This window comes from Daejeonella rubra (assembly GCF_900103545.1).
GTDB classification, from domain to species: Bacteria; Bacteroidota; Bacteroidia; order Sphingobacteriales; family Sphingobacteriaceae; genus Daejeonella; species Daejeonella rubra.
The window spans coordinates 1-17,163 of record NZ_FNHH01000022.1; the positions used below are offsets into that span (position 1 = coordinate 1).

Sequence of the window (17,163 nt, forward strand, 5' to 3'; positions counted from 1 at the left end):
GAATCCTTCAGAATAACAACGGGTTTTCTTGATTTGCTGTAAATTTGCTTTCATATAACTTGACTTTTATGGTCAACCTATATCAGGGACGTACATTCATCCTTACTCTTTGCTCCTTGTTCTTTGCTCCCTGAAAAAGCGTGAATCCAATAGAATAATTCAAAGCCAGACAACTGACAACAGAAAACTTATGATAATGCAGGATAATCCGTATACCCCCTGGCACCTGGCGTATAAAATGTTGACTGATCAGCCTGATTCAATGGAGCATCCGTTTCAAAACGTTTCACCAGGTCCGGATTCGCAATAAATGGAACACCAAAAGCAACCAGATCCGCATCACCATCCTCTAGCACTTTGATAGCAGTTTCCTTCGTAAATCCTTTATTGATTATAAGTGTGCCTTGATATAATGGCCTGAAATGTTTGGCAACTTCCGTTACGGCAAAGGTTATATGATCAACCGGAGCAAAAGGCTCAGTTAAATGTATATAGGCAAGTCCATATCCATTCAGGCGATCAATTATATAATCGAAGGTTGGAATAGTAAGTTCATCCATGGTCATCCCCATAATGCCATGCATGGAAGGATTAAAACGAACGCCTACCCTATTCATATCAATAACTTCCTTCATTTGATCAAGCGTTTCAAACAAAATACGGCTTCTGTTTTCAATACTGCCACCATAATTATCTGTCCGGTGATTGGAGGTTCCATTAAAAAACTGATGAAATAAATAGCCATTTGCAGCATGTATTTCAACCCCGTCAAACCCTGCTTTTAAAGCATTGGAGGCTCCATTTTTAAAATCCAGAATAGTTTGCTGAATATCTTCCACTGTCATTTCCTTTGGAGTGACTGTGTCTACAAATCCATTGACGGTATATGACTTTTCATTCGGGTTAATTGCCGAAGGCGCATGCGGTAATTCTCCATTGTGAAAATCAGGGTGCGACAATCGGCCAACATGCCATAATTGAGCGAAGATCTTACCTCCCTTTACATGAACAGCTTCTGTAACCAGTTTCCAGCCTTCTACCTGGGCATCAGAATAAATACCCGGCACATTGATATAACCTACGGCCTTTGTACTCACAGGAGTACCTTCAGAAATGATCAGCCCGGCTGTGGCACGCTGTTCATAATATTCAGCAGTTAAGCTTGTCGGTAAATTACCCTGATTGTCTGAGCGGCTTCTGGTCAAAGGCGCCATAACCATTCTGTTTTTAAGTTCCAGGCCAGACATAGTATATGCTGTAAATAGGATTGATTTATCCATTATAGATTGTTTTTGTTATTATGAGTACTATTAAATAAAAGAGGTGGCCTGATAAAGACCACCTCTCTAAAATATTTAGCTTTATCTGGAAGACTCTTCTGCCTGCCAAAAAGCTTATCAATTATGCCAGATCGAAACGATCAAGGTTCATCACTTTTGTCCATGCTGCTGCAAAGTCCTGAGCGAACCGCTCCTTATAATCGGCAGATGCATAAACTTCTGCAAGGGCACGTAACTCAGAATTCGAACCGAAAATAAGGTCGAAACGAGTTCCAGTCCACTTGATATCTCCTGTCACACGATCGCGGCCTGTAAATGTATCCCTTGAATCAGATGAGGTCTCCCATTTAGTGCTCATGTCAAGTAAGTTGACAAAGAAATCATTACTAAGCGTTTCAGGATTCTTAGTGAAAACACCATGCTGGCTACTGTATGTATTTGCATTAAGAACACGCAGTCCGGCAACTAAAACAGTCATCTCGGGTGCTGTCAGAGTAAGCAACTGAGCTCTGTCTAACAGCATTTCTTCTGCATAGCGATCAATTACCGGCTGATTTACATGATTGCGGAATCCGTCAACCTTAGGTTCCAAGAATGCGAATGAATCTACATCGGTTTGCTCCTGCGTAGCATCCGTACGACCCGGAGTGAATTGAACTGTCAGATTCTGATCAGCTTTTTTCGCAGCAGCTTCAACACCTGCAGTTCCACCTAAAACAATCAGATCTGCTAAAGAAACTTTCTTACCTCCAGATTGCTGGCTATTAAATTCTGCCTGAATACCTTCAAGAGTTTCTAAAACTATAGCAAGCTTTGCTGGCTGGTTAATCTGCCAGTCTTTCTGCGGAGCAAGTCTGATACGTGCACCATTTGCGCCACCGCGCTTATCAGAACCGCGGAAAGTAGAAGCAGAAGCCCATGCGGTTGAAACCAACTGAGAGATAGACAATCCTGAATTAAGGATTTTAGCTTTTAGGGCTGCAATGTCCTGATCGTCAATTAGTATATGATCAACTGCGGGTAGTGGATCTTGCCAGATAAGAGTTTCCGCAGGAACCTCTTTACCAAGGTAACGGGAAACTGGTCCCATATCACGATGTGTTAATTTGAACCATGCTTTCGCGAAAACATCTGCAAACTCAGCAGGGTTTTCGTGGAAACGTCTTGAAATTTTTTCATAGATCGGATCAACTCTCATGGCCATATCCGCAGTAGACATAAAAGGAGCATGTCTTTTTGATGGATCATGAGCATCAGGAACTAAATCTGCAGCTGCACCATCCTTTGGAGCCCATTGATTTGCACCGGCAGGACTTTTTGTCAGCTCCCACTCAAAGCCAAATAACATATCAAAGTAACTGTTATCCCAAGTAGTTGGAGTTGGAGTCCAGGCACCCTCTAAACCACTGGTAATGGCATCAACACCTTTTCCTGTACCGAATTTACTGATCCAGCCTAATCCTTGTTCTTCAATGCCTGCACCTTCAGGTTCAGGACCAAGAAGCGCAGCATCACCTGCCCCGTGAGTTTTACCGAATGTATGTCCGCCAGCAACTAAAGCTACAGTTTCTTCATCATTCATTGCCATCCGGGCAAATGTTTCGCGAATATCTCTTGCTGAACCCGATGCATCAGGATTTCCGTTAGGTCCTTCCGGATTCACATAGATCAGACCCATCTGCACAGCTCCAAGTGGATTATCCAGTTGACGATCACCTTTGTAGCGCTCATCGCCTAACCAGGTAGACTCAGGACCCCAATAAATATCTAATTCCGGCTCATAAACATCTTCGCGACCACCTGCAAAACCAAAGGTCTCAAAACCCATCGATTCGAGGGCACAGTTACCTGTAAGGATCATCAGATCTGCCCATGAGATTTTGCGTCCGTATTTTTGCTTGATCGGCCAAAGTAAACGGCGTGCCTTATCCAGGTTTCCGTTATCAGGCCAGCTATTCAGGGGTGCAAAACGCTGAGTTCCGGAAGAAGCACCACCACGACCGTCACCCACGCGGTAAGTACCCGCACTATGCCATGCCATACGAATAAAGAAAGGTCCATAATGCCCATAATCTGCTGGCCACCAATCCTGAGAATCGGTCATCAATGCAAAAATATCTTTCTTTAAAGCATCAAGATCAATGCTCTTAAACTCTTCTGCATAATTAAAATCCTTACCGTAAGGGTTTATCAAAGGCGAATTCTGATGCAGCATTTTCAGGTTTAGCTGATTTGGCCACCAATCTGCATTGGAGAGAGTTCCGGCTGCCGTATGCCTGTGAGATGCTGCCAGGAATGGGCATTTCCCTGCATCAGATGATGTGCTATGATGTGTATTTTCCATATTATTATTATAAGTATTCTTTCTAACACAAATTTAAGATAATATCTGGTCAAAGGACTTCAATAAAATCTATATAACTATAGATAAAATTGATATATACAGGGAATATTATAGACTCGTCAAATAGATTTTAAAGAAGGATTTGACATTTAAAATCTAACCATTGCTTTAATAACATGATTTTCAGAATCCAACTATCTATCAAAATTATCAGCTATTTAATCAAACTGAATTGAATGAGTAATATAGTCATCAGGGGCAACCAGGCCTATTTACATGGATGGAATTACGTGGTCAAAATCCAAACTGGTAAAGTTTCTGCTACCTATACCTACATTTCCTGTGACTACACTTTGAAATACTCATATCAGATTTCCACAAATTTTGAACCTGATCCGAATTAAGCTTAAAGCTTCGCTTTCTTCTTACTGGGTGAACAGTCCATAAACGACAAAAACCTCTTTAGAATTAACTAAAGAGGTTTTCTGCTTGCTCCCAAGCCTGGACTCGAACCAGGGACCCTCTGATTAACAGTCAGATGCTCTAACCAGCTGAGCTACTTAGGAATTTCTGGTTATGAAACCATCTGGTGGTTTCGTCCCTTTCGGGAGTGCAATATTCGGGATTTTAAATTATTTATGCAATATTTGTGTGAAATTTTTTTTAAATAAATATGAGTTTAGTAATTATTGGGTCTGTTGCCTTCGATGCAATTGAAACTCCTTTCGGTAAAACCGACAAAATAGTGGGCGGAGCGGCCACATACGCAAGTTTAGCAGCATCCTACTTTTATAAGAAAGTTAAAATTGTTGGAGTGGTTGGTGAAGATTTTCATCAGGAAGACATCCAAAACTTCAACGATCATGGTATAGATACAGAAGGTTTGCAGATAAAAAAGGGAGAAAAATCATTTTTTTGGTCAGGAAAATACCATAATGACATGAACAGTCGTGATACATTGGTCACAGAATTGAATGTTCTTGGTGATTTTGACCCGATCATTCCTGAGAACTATCAGGATTGTGAATTCCTGATGCTTGGTAATTTAACCCCACAGGTTCAGCAAACTGTGATCAATCGCATGAAGAACCGCCCGAAGCTGATCGTTTTGGATACCATGAACTTCTGGATGGATATTGCACTTGATGATCTTCTTGCTGTAATTAAAAACGTAGATGTTTTAACCATAAATGATGCTGAAGCAAGGCAATTGTCCGGTGAGTACTCATTGGTCAAAGCTGCGAATAAGATCATGGCTATGGGACCTAAGTATCTGATCATTAAAAAAGGCGAGCACGGCGCCTTATTATTTAATGAAGACCTTATATTCTCTGCTCCTGCATTACCCCTTGCTGATGTATTCGACCCAACCGGAGCAGGAGATACTTTTGCTGGCGGATTTATCGGATACCTGGCTCAGGTTGACACGATCAATTTCAATAACATGAAAAATGCTATCATTTTTGGGTCTGCATTAGCCTCTTTCTGTGTCGAGAAATTCGGAACAGAACGCATCAAAAATCTAAGCGAAGAAGAAATTCAGGCAAGAGTTCAACAGTTTGTAAAACTGAGCAGCTTTGTGATCGAAAAATAGAATGTAATAGATCTTCAATATCAAGGGTACTTCATTTAATTGAAGTACCTTTTTTTGTGGGTAAAAATTCTCAACCCCTATTCATCAAACCACTCTCAGACCTCATACCTCAGTCCTCATACCTCAGACAACAGACAACTGACAACAGATAACCAATTCCCTCAAACCAACTTCCCAACCACCTTAAACTTCGAAAACACCGTCTCCGTATGTGGTGCATCCTTAAGTTCGTCTGTCAGGTCCTGCCCTGCCCAGTGTTCATAATGCTTGCCATTTTTCCATAAGCGACTTTCGCTGACATCATAGATAATACCATTTAAGGCTACCCATATTTCAGGTTTATCCTGTCCGTTTCGAAGAGCAAGGTATGACCTGCTATATTCAGGTAAGGTGATCATGCAGTTAACTTTCCCTTTTTTCTGAAATATTCAAACAGAAGAATATTGATCAATAACATAGACATCGAGTAGAAATGATCTTCCAAAGGAATGGTTCCCACTCTGAATGCCATATTCTCAGCATCGTTATACATTACAATAGGAATGGAGGTGAGTATTCCATTGACAATATAGAAAGGTAACAGGGAAACCAGATAGGCTAAATAAAATCGGCTTAGTATGCTGCTTTTTATAACAAATTCAGCAACTATTAACACTGCTGCCAGCAAACCGAATGTGATCAGTGTATATACCCTGTCATAAAACAGGAAAAGCATCAGGACTGACAATCCGATTAGTACATAACTAATATAAGCTGAGAAGCGCTGTAAAAGGTCTTTCCTGACATAGAAATTAAGGCATTCGTATACAAAAATACAGGCGAAGGGAACCGTAACGAAAAAAAGTATCTCCTCCAAAGGAAGATTGAGGATATAAAACCCAATAATATATTCAGGATTAAAAGACCATACCCCGTAAACCGTGAATATATAATCCCATAAAAGAAACAGGAGTCCGGTTATGAAAAGTCCCGGGAAAATAAACTTCCAGCTTTTAAAAAATTGTACCCGCTTATCAAATGAAAGAATGATCGGAAAAAATATAGTTAAAAAATTGATCAGCAGATAGGCAAATTTCATGCATAAAATTAAGTATTCTTATCCATTAGCACCCATTAAGCGGTTAAAAAAGCTTCGCATTGGCTATAAAAGCTAATTCTTTTATGTGTAAATCAAATACTACCATGGCAGAAGCAGGCCGGGAGGAAAAACCTCCCAGGCCTTTGAACAAAAAATAAGAGAAAATCAATAGCACTGAGAAAAACATGGTTCTTTAGTTGAACAATTCAGGCACTAATTCAGATATACCAGCTTATTAACTTGAGGATTATAATCATCCAATGATTTTTTCAGAAGTTTTCTTGCCACATGGATTCGTGTTTTAACAGTTCCAATCGGAATTGTTAAATGCTCAGCGATCTCATGATATTTATGCCCGTCAAAATACATGGAAAAGGGAACATAATATTCATCAGAAAGTTTTTCAAGTGCAGTTCTGATATCTTCCATGATAAATTTTGATTCCCCAAGATTTTTACTGGCACTATACATTAGATTTGAATAAGGAATATCATCTGACTGGATCACCATAGTTCCTATCTTAACATAACGCCGATATTTATTAATAAAGGTGTTTTTCATGATGGTATATAACCAGCCTTTCAGGTTTGTACCTTCCTTAAACTTATTGCAATACGATAAAGCCTTCAATATCGTATCCTGAACCAGATCATTTGCATCCTCACTATCATGAGTAAATCGGAGAGCATAAAGTTTTAATGATTCGGCCTGACGTGTGACCATGGTGTTAAATTCAATGGTAGTCATGTTGTTTAGCTTAGATGTTAGTACTCTGAAACACCGCGAAAATCGGTTTTCAATTAGAAGACATACTAAATAAAACAAATGCTGTGCCTGATTTGAACCTAAGCTAAATTCTGTAAAGGGTTCTGTTAGGATTGTATACTAATTGCACACTATATGACATTAACTTCCCGCTCAAGCCGAATTCCGAACCTTGAACTGACACTTTCTATAATGGTGGCAGAAAAGCTGAAAATCTCATTTCCAGTGGCTTTCCCATGGTTAACAAGTACTAAAGCCTGATTTTTCCAGGTACCTGTATTACCCACAACTTTCCCTTTCCAGCCACAATGCTCAATAAGCCAGCCTGCTGAGATCTTTACAAATCCCTCACCTGCAGGGAAATGAACGATGTCCGAAAAATGGGACTGTAACTGTCTGAATTTCTCAACCGGTATTACCGGATTCTTGAAAAAACTTCCCGCATTACCAATAGTAGCTGGATCTGGTAGCTTACTTACACGGATATGGGATATCACCTGGGATACGTCCTTTATACTTGGTTTAGCAATACCGCGGTCATGTAATTCTTCAATAATTGCTCCATACCTAACATTAGGCTTAAATATTCCGGAAAGCTTAAAGGTAACTTCCGTGATGATAAACAATCCTTTTAAGGCTGATTTAAACACGCTATCGCGGTAGCTGAAACCACAATCCTGCTTACTGAACACTTTGATATTACCCGTTGAAATTTCAAATGCTCTGCAGGAATGAAAAATATCCTGAAGCTCAACACCATAAGCGCCAATATTCTGAATGGGCGATGCCCCAACTGAACCGGGTATCAGGCTCAGGTTTTCAATTCCCGCAAATTCGTTATTTACACAGTAATTCACCAGATCGTTCCATACAACACCTGCTCCGGCTGTGACAAAAATACCATCACTCTGAACTTCAGCTTTTAATCCCTGAATTTTAATATGCACGACTAAACCTTTGAAATTACCGGTAAAAAGCATATTACTGCCCCCTCCCAACACCAATCTCGGGCAATTCTTCCACTGCTCATCAGAAAATAATAATTTGAGATCATTTTCATCTTCAATGTCGACAAACCAGGCTGCATTCGCTTCTACCCCGAAAGTATTCAGTGCTTTAAGTGGAAAATTTTCAAGTACCTGCATATAAATCAATGAGAAGATTTGGGAGATTGGTTAAAGTATTTTTTGGATGCCAGAAGCAATCCGAATTCTTCAGAATGATCCCTTTCTGTAGATTTATGATGGATCTTATGTGCCCTCCGGATACCCAGCAAATAGCTGTTACTGGTTTTAAAACTCTTCAACCTGTTGTGTATAAACCAGTCATGGAATATAAAATAAATTATTCCATAAACTGTTATACCAACACCGATCCAGAATTTAACATCCAGATCTGTCCTTCCCATCCATATAAGATACAAAGAGATTGCGGCAAAAAGCAAGCTGAAAATATCATTGAACTCAAACCATCCGGACCTATGCTGATGGTGGCTTCGGTGAATAAACCAAAGAGGACCATGAAACAAATACTTATGCATAAACCATGAAAATGCTTCCATACCTGCAAGAGTTCCAAGGAGTATTGCAATGGGAAGGATTATTTGCATGGCCTATTTTCAGTTGTCTGTTATCGGTTATCTGTTATCAGTTGTCTGTTATCTGTTATCTGTTATCGGTCGTGCTTTATCCTTTTAGCTTTTAGCCTGAGTTGTCAGGGAATAAATCAATTATCAAAAAAATTCAACTATTGAAACAGAATTCAGCTTTATCCTTTTTGCTTTCAGCTTTGACCTTTCGGCTTTCAGCTTAAATATGTATCGCCCTGTTCTCAGAAGCGGCCATACTTGCCTCTCTGAATGCTTCAGTGTAGGTTGGATGTGCGTGTGAGATCCTGGCAATATCTTCTGCAGAAGCTCTGAACTCCATCGCAACAACTGCTTCAGCGATCATATCAGCTGCTCTGGGGCCGATCATGTGAACACCAAGAATCTCATCTGTTGCAGTATCTGCCAACACTTTAATAAACCCATCAGAATCATTGCTAGCGCGAGCTCGTCCGCTTGCTTTAAACGGGAAAGATCCCACCTTATATTTGATCCCACTTTCTTTAAGCTGTTCCTCTGTTTGTCCAACACTTGCCACTTCCGGCCAGGTATAAACTACTCCTGGAATTAGATTATAGTTGATATGAGGTTTCTGACCAGCAATTACCTCGGCTACGAAAGTTCCCTCATCTTCTGCCTTATGAGCAAGCATTGCTCCTTTCACCACATCTCCAATAGCATAAATTCCCGGAACTGAAGTTTCAAGATGCGCGTTAACCGGAATCTTCTTACCACGCTCTTCCAGGGTAATTCCTATATTTTCTAGTCCCAGGTTTTCAGTATAAGCAGTACGGCCAACCGCAACAAGGCAATAATCACCTTCAAGACTTATTTTTTCGCCTTTGGCATTATCCGCAGTCACTGTCACTTTCGATCCCTTAACTGTTGCTCCGGTAACTTTATGGCTTAATAAAAATTCCATCCCCTGTTTAGCAAGAACTTTTTGAAGTTCTTTACCCAGACTCTTATCCATTGTCCCAATGATAGAATCCATGAATTCTACCACAGTAACTTTTGATCCCAATCGTGCATAAACAGAACCCAGTTCAAGGCCGATAACACCACCGCCAATAAGAATCAAATGCTTAGGTATTTCCTTTAAATTCAGGGCTTCAGTAGAAGTAATGATACGTTTACCATCAGTTTTAAGGAATGGCAAGGCTGTTGGCTTTGATCCGGTAGCGAGAATAATATTTTTACCGGTCAGAGTCTCCGCTGTTCCATCAGCTTTAGTAACCTTTACGGTATTCTTATCAACCATGGATCCGATACCCTGATAGGTGCTGATCTTATTTTTCTTCATTAGAAATGAAATCCCGCCGGTAGTATGAGCAACAACCTCATCCTTACGCTTAACCATTTGGGCCAGATCAGGCGACAAATCCTTCAGATTAACTCCATGCTCTTTGAAGGTATGTAATGCATTGTGATAATGCTCTGATGAATCCAATAAAGCTTTTGAAGGAATACAACCTACATTTAAGCAGGTTCCTCCATAAGTGTTGTATTTTTCAATAAGCGCTGTCTTTAACCCCAGTTGGGCACAACGTATGGCGGCAACATAACCACCAGGACCACTACCAATAACTACTACGTCAAATTGCATGTAAGGATATCTTTAAAATTCAATCAAAGTTAATAATTATCGACCCTTAAAAAAATCTGATAAATAAAATGTACACTCATACATGTAATATTTAGTATACATTATTTAATTAGATTTGAGAATCCAATTATAAATGTGCAAAATGTTAAAAAAATATGCTCTGACTGCTGTACTGGCATGCCTGATCACTTCAGTTTCATTTTCTCAAAGCCCGGGAACTCTATATTCAAGAGCTGATTCTCTAAGAGGTACTTTAAGTGATCTCAGGAGTTCCTATGACATTAAATATTATCACCTGAATATCAAGCTCGATATTGAGAATAAATTTATCAGCGGATCGAATCTTTTCAAATTCAAGGCTACAACTGACCTCAACCGTATACAATTCGATCTTTTTGCCAATCTTCAAATCGAGAAAGTACTTTATCATGGACAGGAGCTTCCTTTTAAAAGAGAGTTCAATGCAGTCTTCATTGATTTTCCGGGTACCATAAAAAAGGATACTCAGGATGAATTCACCGTATTTTACAGTGGTAATCCAACGATTGCTGTCAGGCCCCCCTGGGACGGTGGATTTACTTTCTCAAAAGACAAGCAAGGAAAACCTTGGGTAAGTGTATCCTGTCAGGGATTTGGGGCAAGTTCCTGGTGGCCTAATAAAGATCATCAATCGGATGAAGTAGATAGCATGATGATCAGTATTACTGTGCCCAGGGGATTAATGGATGTGAGTAATGGTCGCCTTAGGTCTGTCCAGAATATTGATGCCGATTATACCCGTTTCAACTGGTTTGTGTCTTATCCCATCAATAACTATAATGTAAGCCTTAATGTAGCTGATTATGAGCATTTCGAAGATTCATACGCCGGCGAGAATGGTAATCTTACATTGGATTATTATGTCCTGAAAGAAAATCTTGAAAAAGCAAAAAAACAATTTAATGCGAATGTGAAACCCATGTTTAAAGTTTTTGAAGGCTGGTTTGGTGCATACCCGTTTTATCGTGATGGATATAAGCTGATAGAAACTCCTTACCTGGGAATGGAACATCAAAGTGCCGTAGCCTATGGAAATAAATATTTGAACGGATACATGGGACGCGATCTCTCAGGAACCGGCCTGGGATTGAAATGGGATTATATCATAATACATGAAACCGGGCATGAATGGTTCGGTAATAACATCACCTCTAAAGATATTGCCGACATGTGGATCCATGAAGGATTCACCATGTATTCTGAAGCACTATATGTTGAAAGCCGGGAAGGAAAAGATGCCGGCGCGAAATACATTGCAGGTATCAGGCAAAATATTCAAAATGACAAGCCACTATTAGGTCCATATGGAGTAAATACGGAGGGCTCTAGTGATATGTATTATAAAGGCGCAAACCTGATCCACATGACACGTACAATGATCGATGATGATCAAAAATGGCGTGAAATACTGAGGGGATTAAACAGTGAATTCGGACTTAAAACAACAAGCACTGAAGAGATAATAAATTACCTGAGCAATAAATCAGGTAAAGACCTAAGCAGGATCTATGATCAGTACCTGAGATATACCAATATTCCGGTACTTGAATATAAAACTGAAGGGAAACAGATCTTATATCGCTGGCAGGCAGATGTTCCGGGTTTTGATATGCCTCTAAGAATTAAATCCGGCAGAAAGCATTTATGGATCAAACCTGAGAGCGAATGGAAAAAAATCAGGCTTAAATCAGGGTTTACGCCCGATGTAGAAAATTTCTATATTAAGGTTAAAGAAGTATAAGAACAAAAAAACATATAAAGTGCAACGTTTTATGAGAATTTGCGTCTGATATTTTAAACGAGCCCTAACAGGGAATTTATAGCTTAAAATAAAGACATGAAAAAAACACTCAGATACTTTGCACTTGCATTATTAATGGCAAACACTGCAGAGCTTGCCACTGCAAACACCCTGATCACAGTAGTTAAAAGCAAAAAAATCAGTTCAGACGAAAACCGGACAGTTTCTGGTTTTTCAGGTATTTCTTCTTCAGGAAGCTATAATGTATTTATTACCATGGGAAATAAAGAAAGCCTTCGCTTGGAAGGCAGCTCAGACATTATAAGCCAAATAGAAACTACAGTTGAAAATGGTATTTTAAAGATCCGCAATAAAAAGCAGATGAATATGAGAAACTGGAACAGTGGCGGGAAGGTGAATATCTATATTGAAGCGAAGACCCTTCATGGCATTACGCTTAGCGGATCAGGCGATATTGATGTACGGGGCATGGTGAAATCCACCCAGCTCACAAACACGATCAGTGGTTCAGGAAGTATTTCTCAAAGTATGGATGTAGAAAATTTTGTTGCCGTAATTAGTGGATCAGGAAAGATCAATGCAAAAGGCAAGGCAGAAAATGCAAAAATAACTATTGCAGGATCGGGAGATTTTGAAGGTAAGGGACTTCAGACAACTAATGCAAGTACAAAAGTTAGCGGATCAGGAAACATCACCATCAGTGCCGATAAAAGTTTAGAAGCACTCATGAGCGGTTCCGGGAATATACAATATAGTGGTAACCCAAGCCTTAAATCTACAAAAAGCGGCTCTGGCAGTATTTCGAGATACTAAAAAACAGGTGCAGACTTGTGGATTGGGTTGCTGAATAAGTACCTTATTCAGTCCTGAAACAGAGTCTAATTCAGAAGCTTAACATTCAGGATAAAATAAAAGGCCTGCTCATTTTAAATGAACCGGCCTTTTATTTTATATTCCAGAACGCAAAACGTTCAAATCAATTAAACTCCCAATAACAGTCTGGTTGGATCTTCCAGCAATTGCTTAACTCTAACTAAGAAACCAACTGATTCTCGTCCGTCAATTATTCTGTGATCATATGATAGAGCCACATACATGATCGGACGGATAACAACCTGACCGTTTACTGCTACAGGGCGCTCAACAATATTGTGCATACCTAAAATCGCAGACTGCGGAGCATTGATGATAGGAGTTGACATCATTGAACCAAATACTCCCCCATTTGTAATTGTAAAGGTACCACCTGTCATTTCTTCCAGGGTTAGTTTACCGTCGCGGGCCTTAACTGCTAATGCCACAACTGAAGCTTCGATCTCAGCAAGTGATTTAGCTTCCGCATTCCTGATAACCGGAACAACTAATCCCTTTGGGGCTGAAACCGCAATAGATATATCTGCAAAATCATTAAAAACGATCTCTTCACCCTCAATGCGTGCATTTACTGATGGAAAATCTTTTAATGCTTCACAAACAGCTTTGGTGAAGAAGGACATAAATCCTAAACCCACACCATGCTTTTCCTTAAATTTATCTTTGTATTTGGCACGTATATCCATGATCGGCTGCATATCTACCTCATTAAAGGTAGTCAGCATGGCAGTTTCATTTTTTACAGTAACCAAACGTTTAGCAACTGTTTTTCTCAGAGATGACATTTTCTCACGTCTTTCCAACCTTGCACCCGGAACAGAAACAGCAACAGGAGCAGTTTTTGCGGCAGCTGTATCCGGCTTCTTAGCGGTTTCAGCTTTTAAGGCATCTTCTTTCGTTAACCTGCCACCAACACCGCTTCCCTTAACATCTGCAGCATCCACACCCTTTTCAGCCAATATTTTTGCAGCAGAAGGTGAAGGAGCACCGGAAGCATAGGTGCTTCCTTTTACTTCTTCAGATTTTGCTATTGGTTCTTTTGATTCTGCTTGTGGAGCAGATTCCTTAGTTTCAGCTTGTTTTCCACCCTCCTCTATACTACAAACAGGTGCTCCAATTTCGAGAGTATCACCCTCATTGGCAATAGTTTTTAAAGTCCCTGCCTTTTCAGCTGTCAGTTCAAAGGTTGCTTTATCAGATTCCAATTCGGCAATTACTTCATCCATTTCAACATAGTCGCCATCCTTTTTTATCCACTGGGACAATGTAACTTCGGAAATAGATTCGCCAACAGGCGGAACTTTGATCACTAAACTCATAATGGTTTTTGTTATAACTATTAGTCAATATTAACAACTTTTTTCGTTGCTGCTTCTACTTGTTTTTTATCTTTCGGACTAGCGGCTGATTCAAATGCACTGGCTACAATATACAATTGCTGAGCAATATGCTGTTTCGCATAACCGGTTGCAGTACTACTACTTTCCTTACGGGATATCAGCTCAAAGTTAAATGATGAATTACGGAATTTTCTTGAAATATAAGGCCATGCACCCATATTTTCAGGCTCTTCCTGAACCCAAACAAATTCAGTTGCTTTTTTATACTTACTTTGAATTGCTTCAAGCTGATCATAAGGCATTGGATATAATTGCTCTAAACGAACAACTGCTACATCCTTCCTCTTATCTGCCTGTTGTTTTTCCAGAAGATCATAATAAACTTTACCACTACAGAAAAGTACTCGTTTTACGTCAGCTGCTTTTACAAACGCATCGTCAATCACTTCATTGAATTTACCATCAGTGAATTCTTCCAGCTTACTTACACATTGAGCACTTCTTAGCAAGCTCTTTGGAGTAAATACAACAAGTGGTTTTCGGAAATCGCGTTTAAGCTGTCTCCTCAATACGTGGAAGAAATTTGCTGGTGTGGTACAATTAACTACCTGGATATTATCATCAGCGCAGGCTTCCATAAAACGTTCTATCCTGCCCGAAGAATGTTCAGGGCCCTGACCTTCAAATCCATGAGGCAATAACATAACCAGACCATTTGAGCGCTGCCATTTAGTTTCTGCACTGGTGATAAACTGATCGATCACGATCTGAGCACCATTGACAAAATCGCCAAACTGAGCCTCCCAAATAACCAATGCCATTGGGTTTGCAAGAGCATATCCATACTCAAATCCTAATACGCCGTATTCAGAAAGGTGAGAATTGTAAATTTCAAATTTGGCTGATTCATTGTTAAGCTGTGCCAGTGGAATATATTCTTCTTCAGAATCCTCCAGTGTCAAAACAGCATGTCTGTGAGAGAAAGTTCCTCGTTCCACATCCTGCCCGCTTATACGCACTCTGAATCCTTCCTGCAATAATGTACCGTAAGCCAGTAATTCGCCCATTGCCCAATCAAAGACTTTGGTATCAGACATTTTTCTACGCTCATCAAAAAGTTTTTCAATCTTCTTAAAGAACTTCTTATCGGTAGGTAAAGTGCTTATGGCTTTTGAAAGAGTAAGCATATCCTTTGAAGGCACTTTAGTATTGACAGGAACAGATATTGCTCCGGGTTTTGCTAATTTCAATCCTTTCCAGGATCCGCCAAATATCTGATGAACGGCAGAATAAGTTTGATCTTCTTTGGCTTCGTTTAATCTTTCCTGAAGCAAGGCACGGAAATCTTTTTCCATTTCCTTAGCCAGATTAGCATCAACAGTTCCTTGCTCTAATAATTTTTGGTTGTAGATCTCACGGGGGTTTGCATGTTTCTCAATGGCTTTATATAAAAGCGGCTGAGTGAATTTAGGCTCATCCGCCTCATTATGGCCATATCGACGGTAACATAAAATATCAATAAATACATCGTTATGATACTTCTGACGATATTCAACTGCCATATTGATAGCGTATACTATCGCTTCAACATCATCTCCATTCACGTGAAATACAGGAGAAAGAGTCACTTTTGCAAGGTCAGTACAATAAGTTGATGAACGTGCGTCCTTGTAATTAGTGGTAAATCCTACCTGATTATTAATCACCAGGTGAATACTTCCGCCTGTCCTGTAACCATCCAGCTTAGCCATCTGCAGCACTTCATAGGTTATACCCTGTCCTGCTAAAGATGCATCACCATGAATCAATATTGGTGCTATGCGCTTATAATCTCCTTCGTATTTAAAATCAATTTTAGAACGAACCATTCCTTGCACAACCGAATCAACGGTCTCAAGATGTGAAGGATTAGGACATAAACTCAGGTGTACACTCTTACCAGAATCAGTCTTAACATCTGTAGAATAGCCCAAATGATATTTAACATCCCCTCCAAACGGGGTATTAACATCAAAGCCCTTACCTTCAAATTCGGAGAAAATATCTTTGTAGGTTTTGTGCATAATATTGGCGAGGACGTTTAAACGACCTCTATGTGCCATACCAATCACAAATTCTTCTATTCCAAGCTCAGCACCTTTCTGGATCACTGAATCCAATGCAGGAATCACTGCTTCGGCACCTTCAAGTGAAAATCTCTTCTGACCTAAAAACTTGGTTCCAAGAAAATTTTCAAAGACCACCGCTTCATTCAGCTTGGCTAAGATCCTTTTTTTGGTATCTATATTGAAATTTGGTGTATTTCGCTCAGTTTCCATCCTAAGCTCAAACCATTTCAGCTTTTCAGGATTTCTGACATATTTATATTCTACCCCAATTGACTGGCAATATGTTTGCTCAACCAGGGCAAGTATATCTTTTAATTTTGCTGATCCCAGACCAACTTCAACACCGGCATTGAATACCGTATCAAGGTCTGAATCATCTAAACCGAAAGTAACAAGCTCCTTTCCAGGAAAATAGGATCTGCGCTCACGAACTGGATTCGTTTTTGTAAACAAGTGTCCGCGCTGCCTGTATCCATTAATAAGATTTAAAACTTTTATTTCTTTAAGAAAGTGGTCAGGAGTTTCAGCACTAACTACTCCCGCTTCAGATCCACGACCAAAATCGAATCCTTCAAAAAATTTCTGCCATCCAAAATCTATTGACTCCGGATCTACTTTATATGACTGATAGAGAGAATCGATGTAGGCAGAATTCGCGTTACTGAGGTATGATAATTTATCCATTTAAAAACAATGTCTTTTACGACACAAAAATAAGATTTTAAGCATAGAATCGTGTAAAAGTGAGCGCTAATTTGAAATTTAGCA

General features: G+C 39.7%; 14 protein-coding genes and 1 tRNA gene. 4 read left to right on the forward strand and 11 right to left on the reverse strand.

From position 1 onward, the window contains the following. Positions 1-188: 188 nt before the first annotated feature. Both BLR27_RS13575 and katG read right to left on the reverse strand, forming a co-directional pair. Complete coding sequence (locus tag BLR27_RS13575) at positions 189-1,280, reverse strand: alkene reductase (RefSeq protein ID WP_090705741.1); 1,092 nt, start codon at positions 1,278-1,280, stop codon at positions 189-191. A 121-nt stretch (positions 1,281-1,401) separates the two neighbouring features. Continuing rightward, positions 1,402-3,624: a catalase/peroxidase HPI gene (katG, locus tag BLR27_RS13580; RefSeq protein WP_090705742.1), complete on the reverse strand. Its 2,223-nt coding sequence runs from the start codon at positions 3,622-3,624 to the stop codon at positions 1,402-1,404. Positions 3,625-3,860: 236 nt separating this feature from the next. Here katG and BLR27_RS18550 point away from each other — a divergent pair, with 236 nt between their 5' ends. After that, on the forward strand, positions 3,861-4,028 hold the full coding sequence (locus BLR27_RS18550; protein ID WP_176767707.1) for a hypothetical protein: 168 nt from the start codon (positions 3,861-3,863) through the stop codon (positions 4,026-4,028). An 88-nt stretch (positions 4,029-4,116) separates the two neighbouring features. On the opposite strand, the gene BLR27_RS13585 is transcribed toward BLR27_RS18550, so the two are convergent. After that, a tRNA-Asn gene (locus BLR27_RS13585) sits at positions 4,117-4,190 on the reverse strand. A gap of 107 nt (positions 4,191-4,297) precedes the next feature. Here BLR27_RS13585 and BLR27_RS13590 point away from each other — a divergent pair. Then, positions 4,298-5,218, forward strand: a complete 921-nt coding sequence (locus BLR27_RS13590; protein WP_090705744.1) for a PfkB family carbohydrate kinase — start codon at positions 4,298-4,300, stop codon at positions 5,216-5,218. A gap of 161 nt (positions 5,219-5,379) precedes the next feature. On the opposite strand, the gene BLR27_RS13595 is transcribed toward BLR27_RS13590, so the two are convergent. The 6 genes from BLR27_RS13595 to lpdA form a co-directional block, all read right to left on the reverse strand. Beyond that, complete coding sequence (locus BLR27_RS13595) at positions 5,380-5,616, reverse strand: cytochrome b5 domain-containing protein (protein WP_090705746.1); 237 nt, start codon at positions 5,614-5,616, stop codon at positions 5,380-5,382. Continuing rightward, entirely contained in the window at positions 5,613-6,296 is a 684-nt protein-coding gene (locus BLR27_RS13600; protein WP_090705747.1) for a lycopene cyclase domain-containing protein, read from the reverse strand. The genes BLR27_RS13595 and BLR27_RS13600 overlap by 4 nt, the downstream gene beginning before the upstream one ends. 213 nt (positions 6,297-6,509) lie before the next feature. Then, positions 6,510-7,043 (reverse strand): RNA polymerase sigma factor, encoded by a 534-nt coding sequence (locus BLR27_RS13605; protein WP_090705750.1) that lies wholly within the window; start codon positions 7,041-7,043, stop codon positions 6,510-6,512. 149 nt (positions 7,044-7,192) lie between these two features. Continuing rightward, entirely contained in the window at positions 7,193-8,206 is a 1,014-nt protein-coding gene (gene murB, locus BLR27_RS13610) for a UDP-N-acetylmuramate dehydrogenase (RefSeq protein WP_090705752.1), read from the reverse strand. A gap of 5 nt (positions 8,207-8,211) precedes the next feature. Further along, positions 8,212-8,670 carry a sterol desaturase family protein gene (locus BLR27_RS13615; protein WP_090705754.1) on the reverse strand — a complete coding sequence of 153 codons (459 nt, stop codon included), beginning with the start codon at positions 8,668-8,670 and terminating at the stop codon, positions 8,212-8,214. A gap of 199 nt (positions 8,671-8,869) precedes the next feature. Further along, entirely contained in the window at positions 8,870-10,273 is a 1,404-nt protein-coding gene (lpdA, locus tag BLR27_RS13620) for a dihydrolipoyl dehydrogenase (RefSeq protein ID WP_090705756.1), read from the reverse strand. Between the two features lie 142 nt (positions 10,274-10,415). On the opposite strand from lpdA, the gene BLR27_RS13625 reads away from it, so the two are divergent. Then, a complete protein-coding gene (locus BLR27_RS13625) occupies positions 10,416-12,053 on the forward strand; it encodes a M1 family metallopeptidase (RefSeq protein ID WP_090705758.1) in 1,638 nt (545 codons plus the stop codon). Between the two features lie 96 nt (positions 12,054-12,149). After that, complete coding sequence (locus tag BLR27_RS13630) at positions 12,150-12,887, forward strand: head GIN domain-containing protein (RefSeq protein WP_090705760.1); 738 nt, start codon at positions 12,150-12,152, stop codon at positions 12,885-12,887. Between the two features lie 167 nt (positions 12,888-13,054). Here BLR27_RS13630 and odhB read toward each other — a convergent pair whose 3' ends face one another. After that, positions 13,055-14,266 carry a 2-oxoglutarate dehydrogenase complex dihydrolipoyllysine-residue succinyltransferase gene (gene odhB / locus BLR27_RS13635; RefSeq protein ID WP_090705761.1) on the reverse strand — a complete coding sequence of 404 codons (1,212 nt, stop codon included), beginning with the start codon at positions 14,264-14,266 and terminating at the stop codon, positions 13,055-13,057. A gap of 20 nt (positions 14,267-14,286) precedes the next feature. Further along, the gene (locus BLR27_RS13640; RefSeq protein ID WP_090705763.1) at positions 14,287-17,079 is read right to left on the reverse strand and encodes a 2-oxoglutarate dehydrogenase E1 component; all 2,793 of its coding nucleotides are present in this window, start codon (positions 17,077-17,079) and stop codon (positions 14,287-14,289) included. Positions 17,080-17,163: the final 84 nt, after the last annotated feature.

Excerpts from the sequence above, each read along its gene's own strand:
- BLR27_RS13575 (WP_090705741.1), bottom strand. The coding sequence starts at position 1,280 with ATGGATAAATCAATCCTATTTACAGCATATACTATGTCTGGCCTGGAA.
- katG (WP_090705742.1), bottom strand. The coding sequence starts at position 3,624 with ATGGAAAATACACATCATAGCACATCATCTGATGCAGGGAAATGCCCA.
- BLR27_RS18550 (WP_176767707.1), top strand. The coding sequence starts at position 3,861 with ATGAGTAATATAGTCATCAGGGGCAACCAGGCCTATTTACATGGATGG.
- BLR27_RS13590 (WP_090705744.1), top strand. The coding sequence starts at position 4,298 with ATGAGTTTAGTAATTATTGGGTCTGTTGCCTTCGATGCAATTGAAACT.
- BLR27_RS13595 (WP_090705746.1), bottom strand. The coding sequence starts at position 5,616 with ATGATCACCTTACCTGAATATAGCAGGTCATACCTTGCTCTTCGAAAC.
- BLR27_RS13600 (WP_090705747.1), bottom strand. The coding sequence starts at position 6,296 with ATGAAATTTGCCTATCTGCTGATCAATTTTTTAACTATATTTTTTCCG.
- BLR27_RS13605 (WP_090705750.1), bottom strand. The coding sequence starts at position 7,043 with ATGACTACCATTGAATTTAACACCATGGTCACACGTCAGGCCGAATCA.
- murB (WP_090705752.1), bottom strand. The coding sequence starts at position 8,206 with ATGCAGGTACTTGAAAATTTTCCACTTAAAGCACTGAATACTTTCGGG.
- BLR27_RS13615 (WP_090705754.1), bottom strand. The coding sequence starts at position 8,670 with ATGCAAATAATCCTTCCCATTGCAATACTCCTTGGAACTCTTGCAGGT.
- lpdA (WP_090705756.1), bottom strand. The coding sequence starts at position 10,273 with ATGCAATTTGACGTAGTAGTTATTGGTAGTGGTCCTGGTGGTTATGTT.
- BLR27_RS13625 (WP_090705758.1), top strand. The coding sequence starts at position 10,416 with ATGTTAAAAAAATATGCTCTGACTGCTGTACTGGCATGCCTGATCACT.
- BLR27_RS13630 (WP_090705760.1), top strand. The coding sequence starts at position 12,150 with ATGAAAAAAACACTCAGATACTTTGCACTTGCATTATTAATGGCAAAC.
- odhB (WP_090705761.1), bottom strand. The coding sequence starts at position 14,266 with ATGAGTTTAGTGATCAAAGTTCCGCCTGTTGGCGAATCTATTTCCGAA.
- BLR27_RS13640 (WP_090705763.1), bottom strand. The coding sequence starts at position 17,079 with ATGGATAAATTATCATACCTCAGTAACGCGAATTCTGCCTACATCGAT.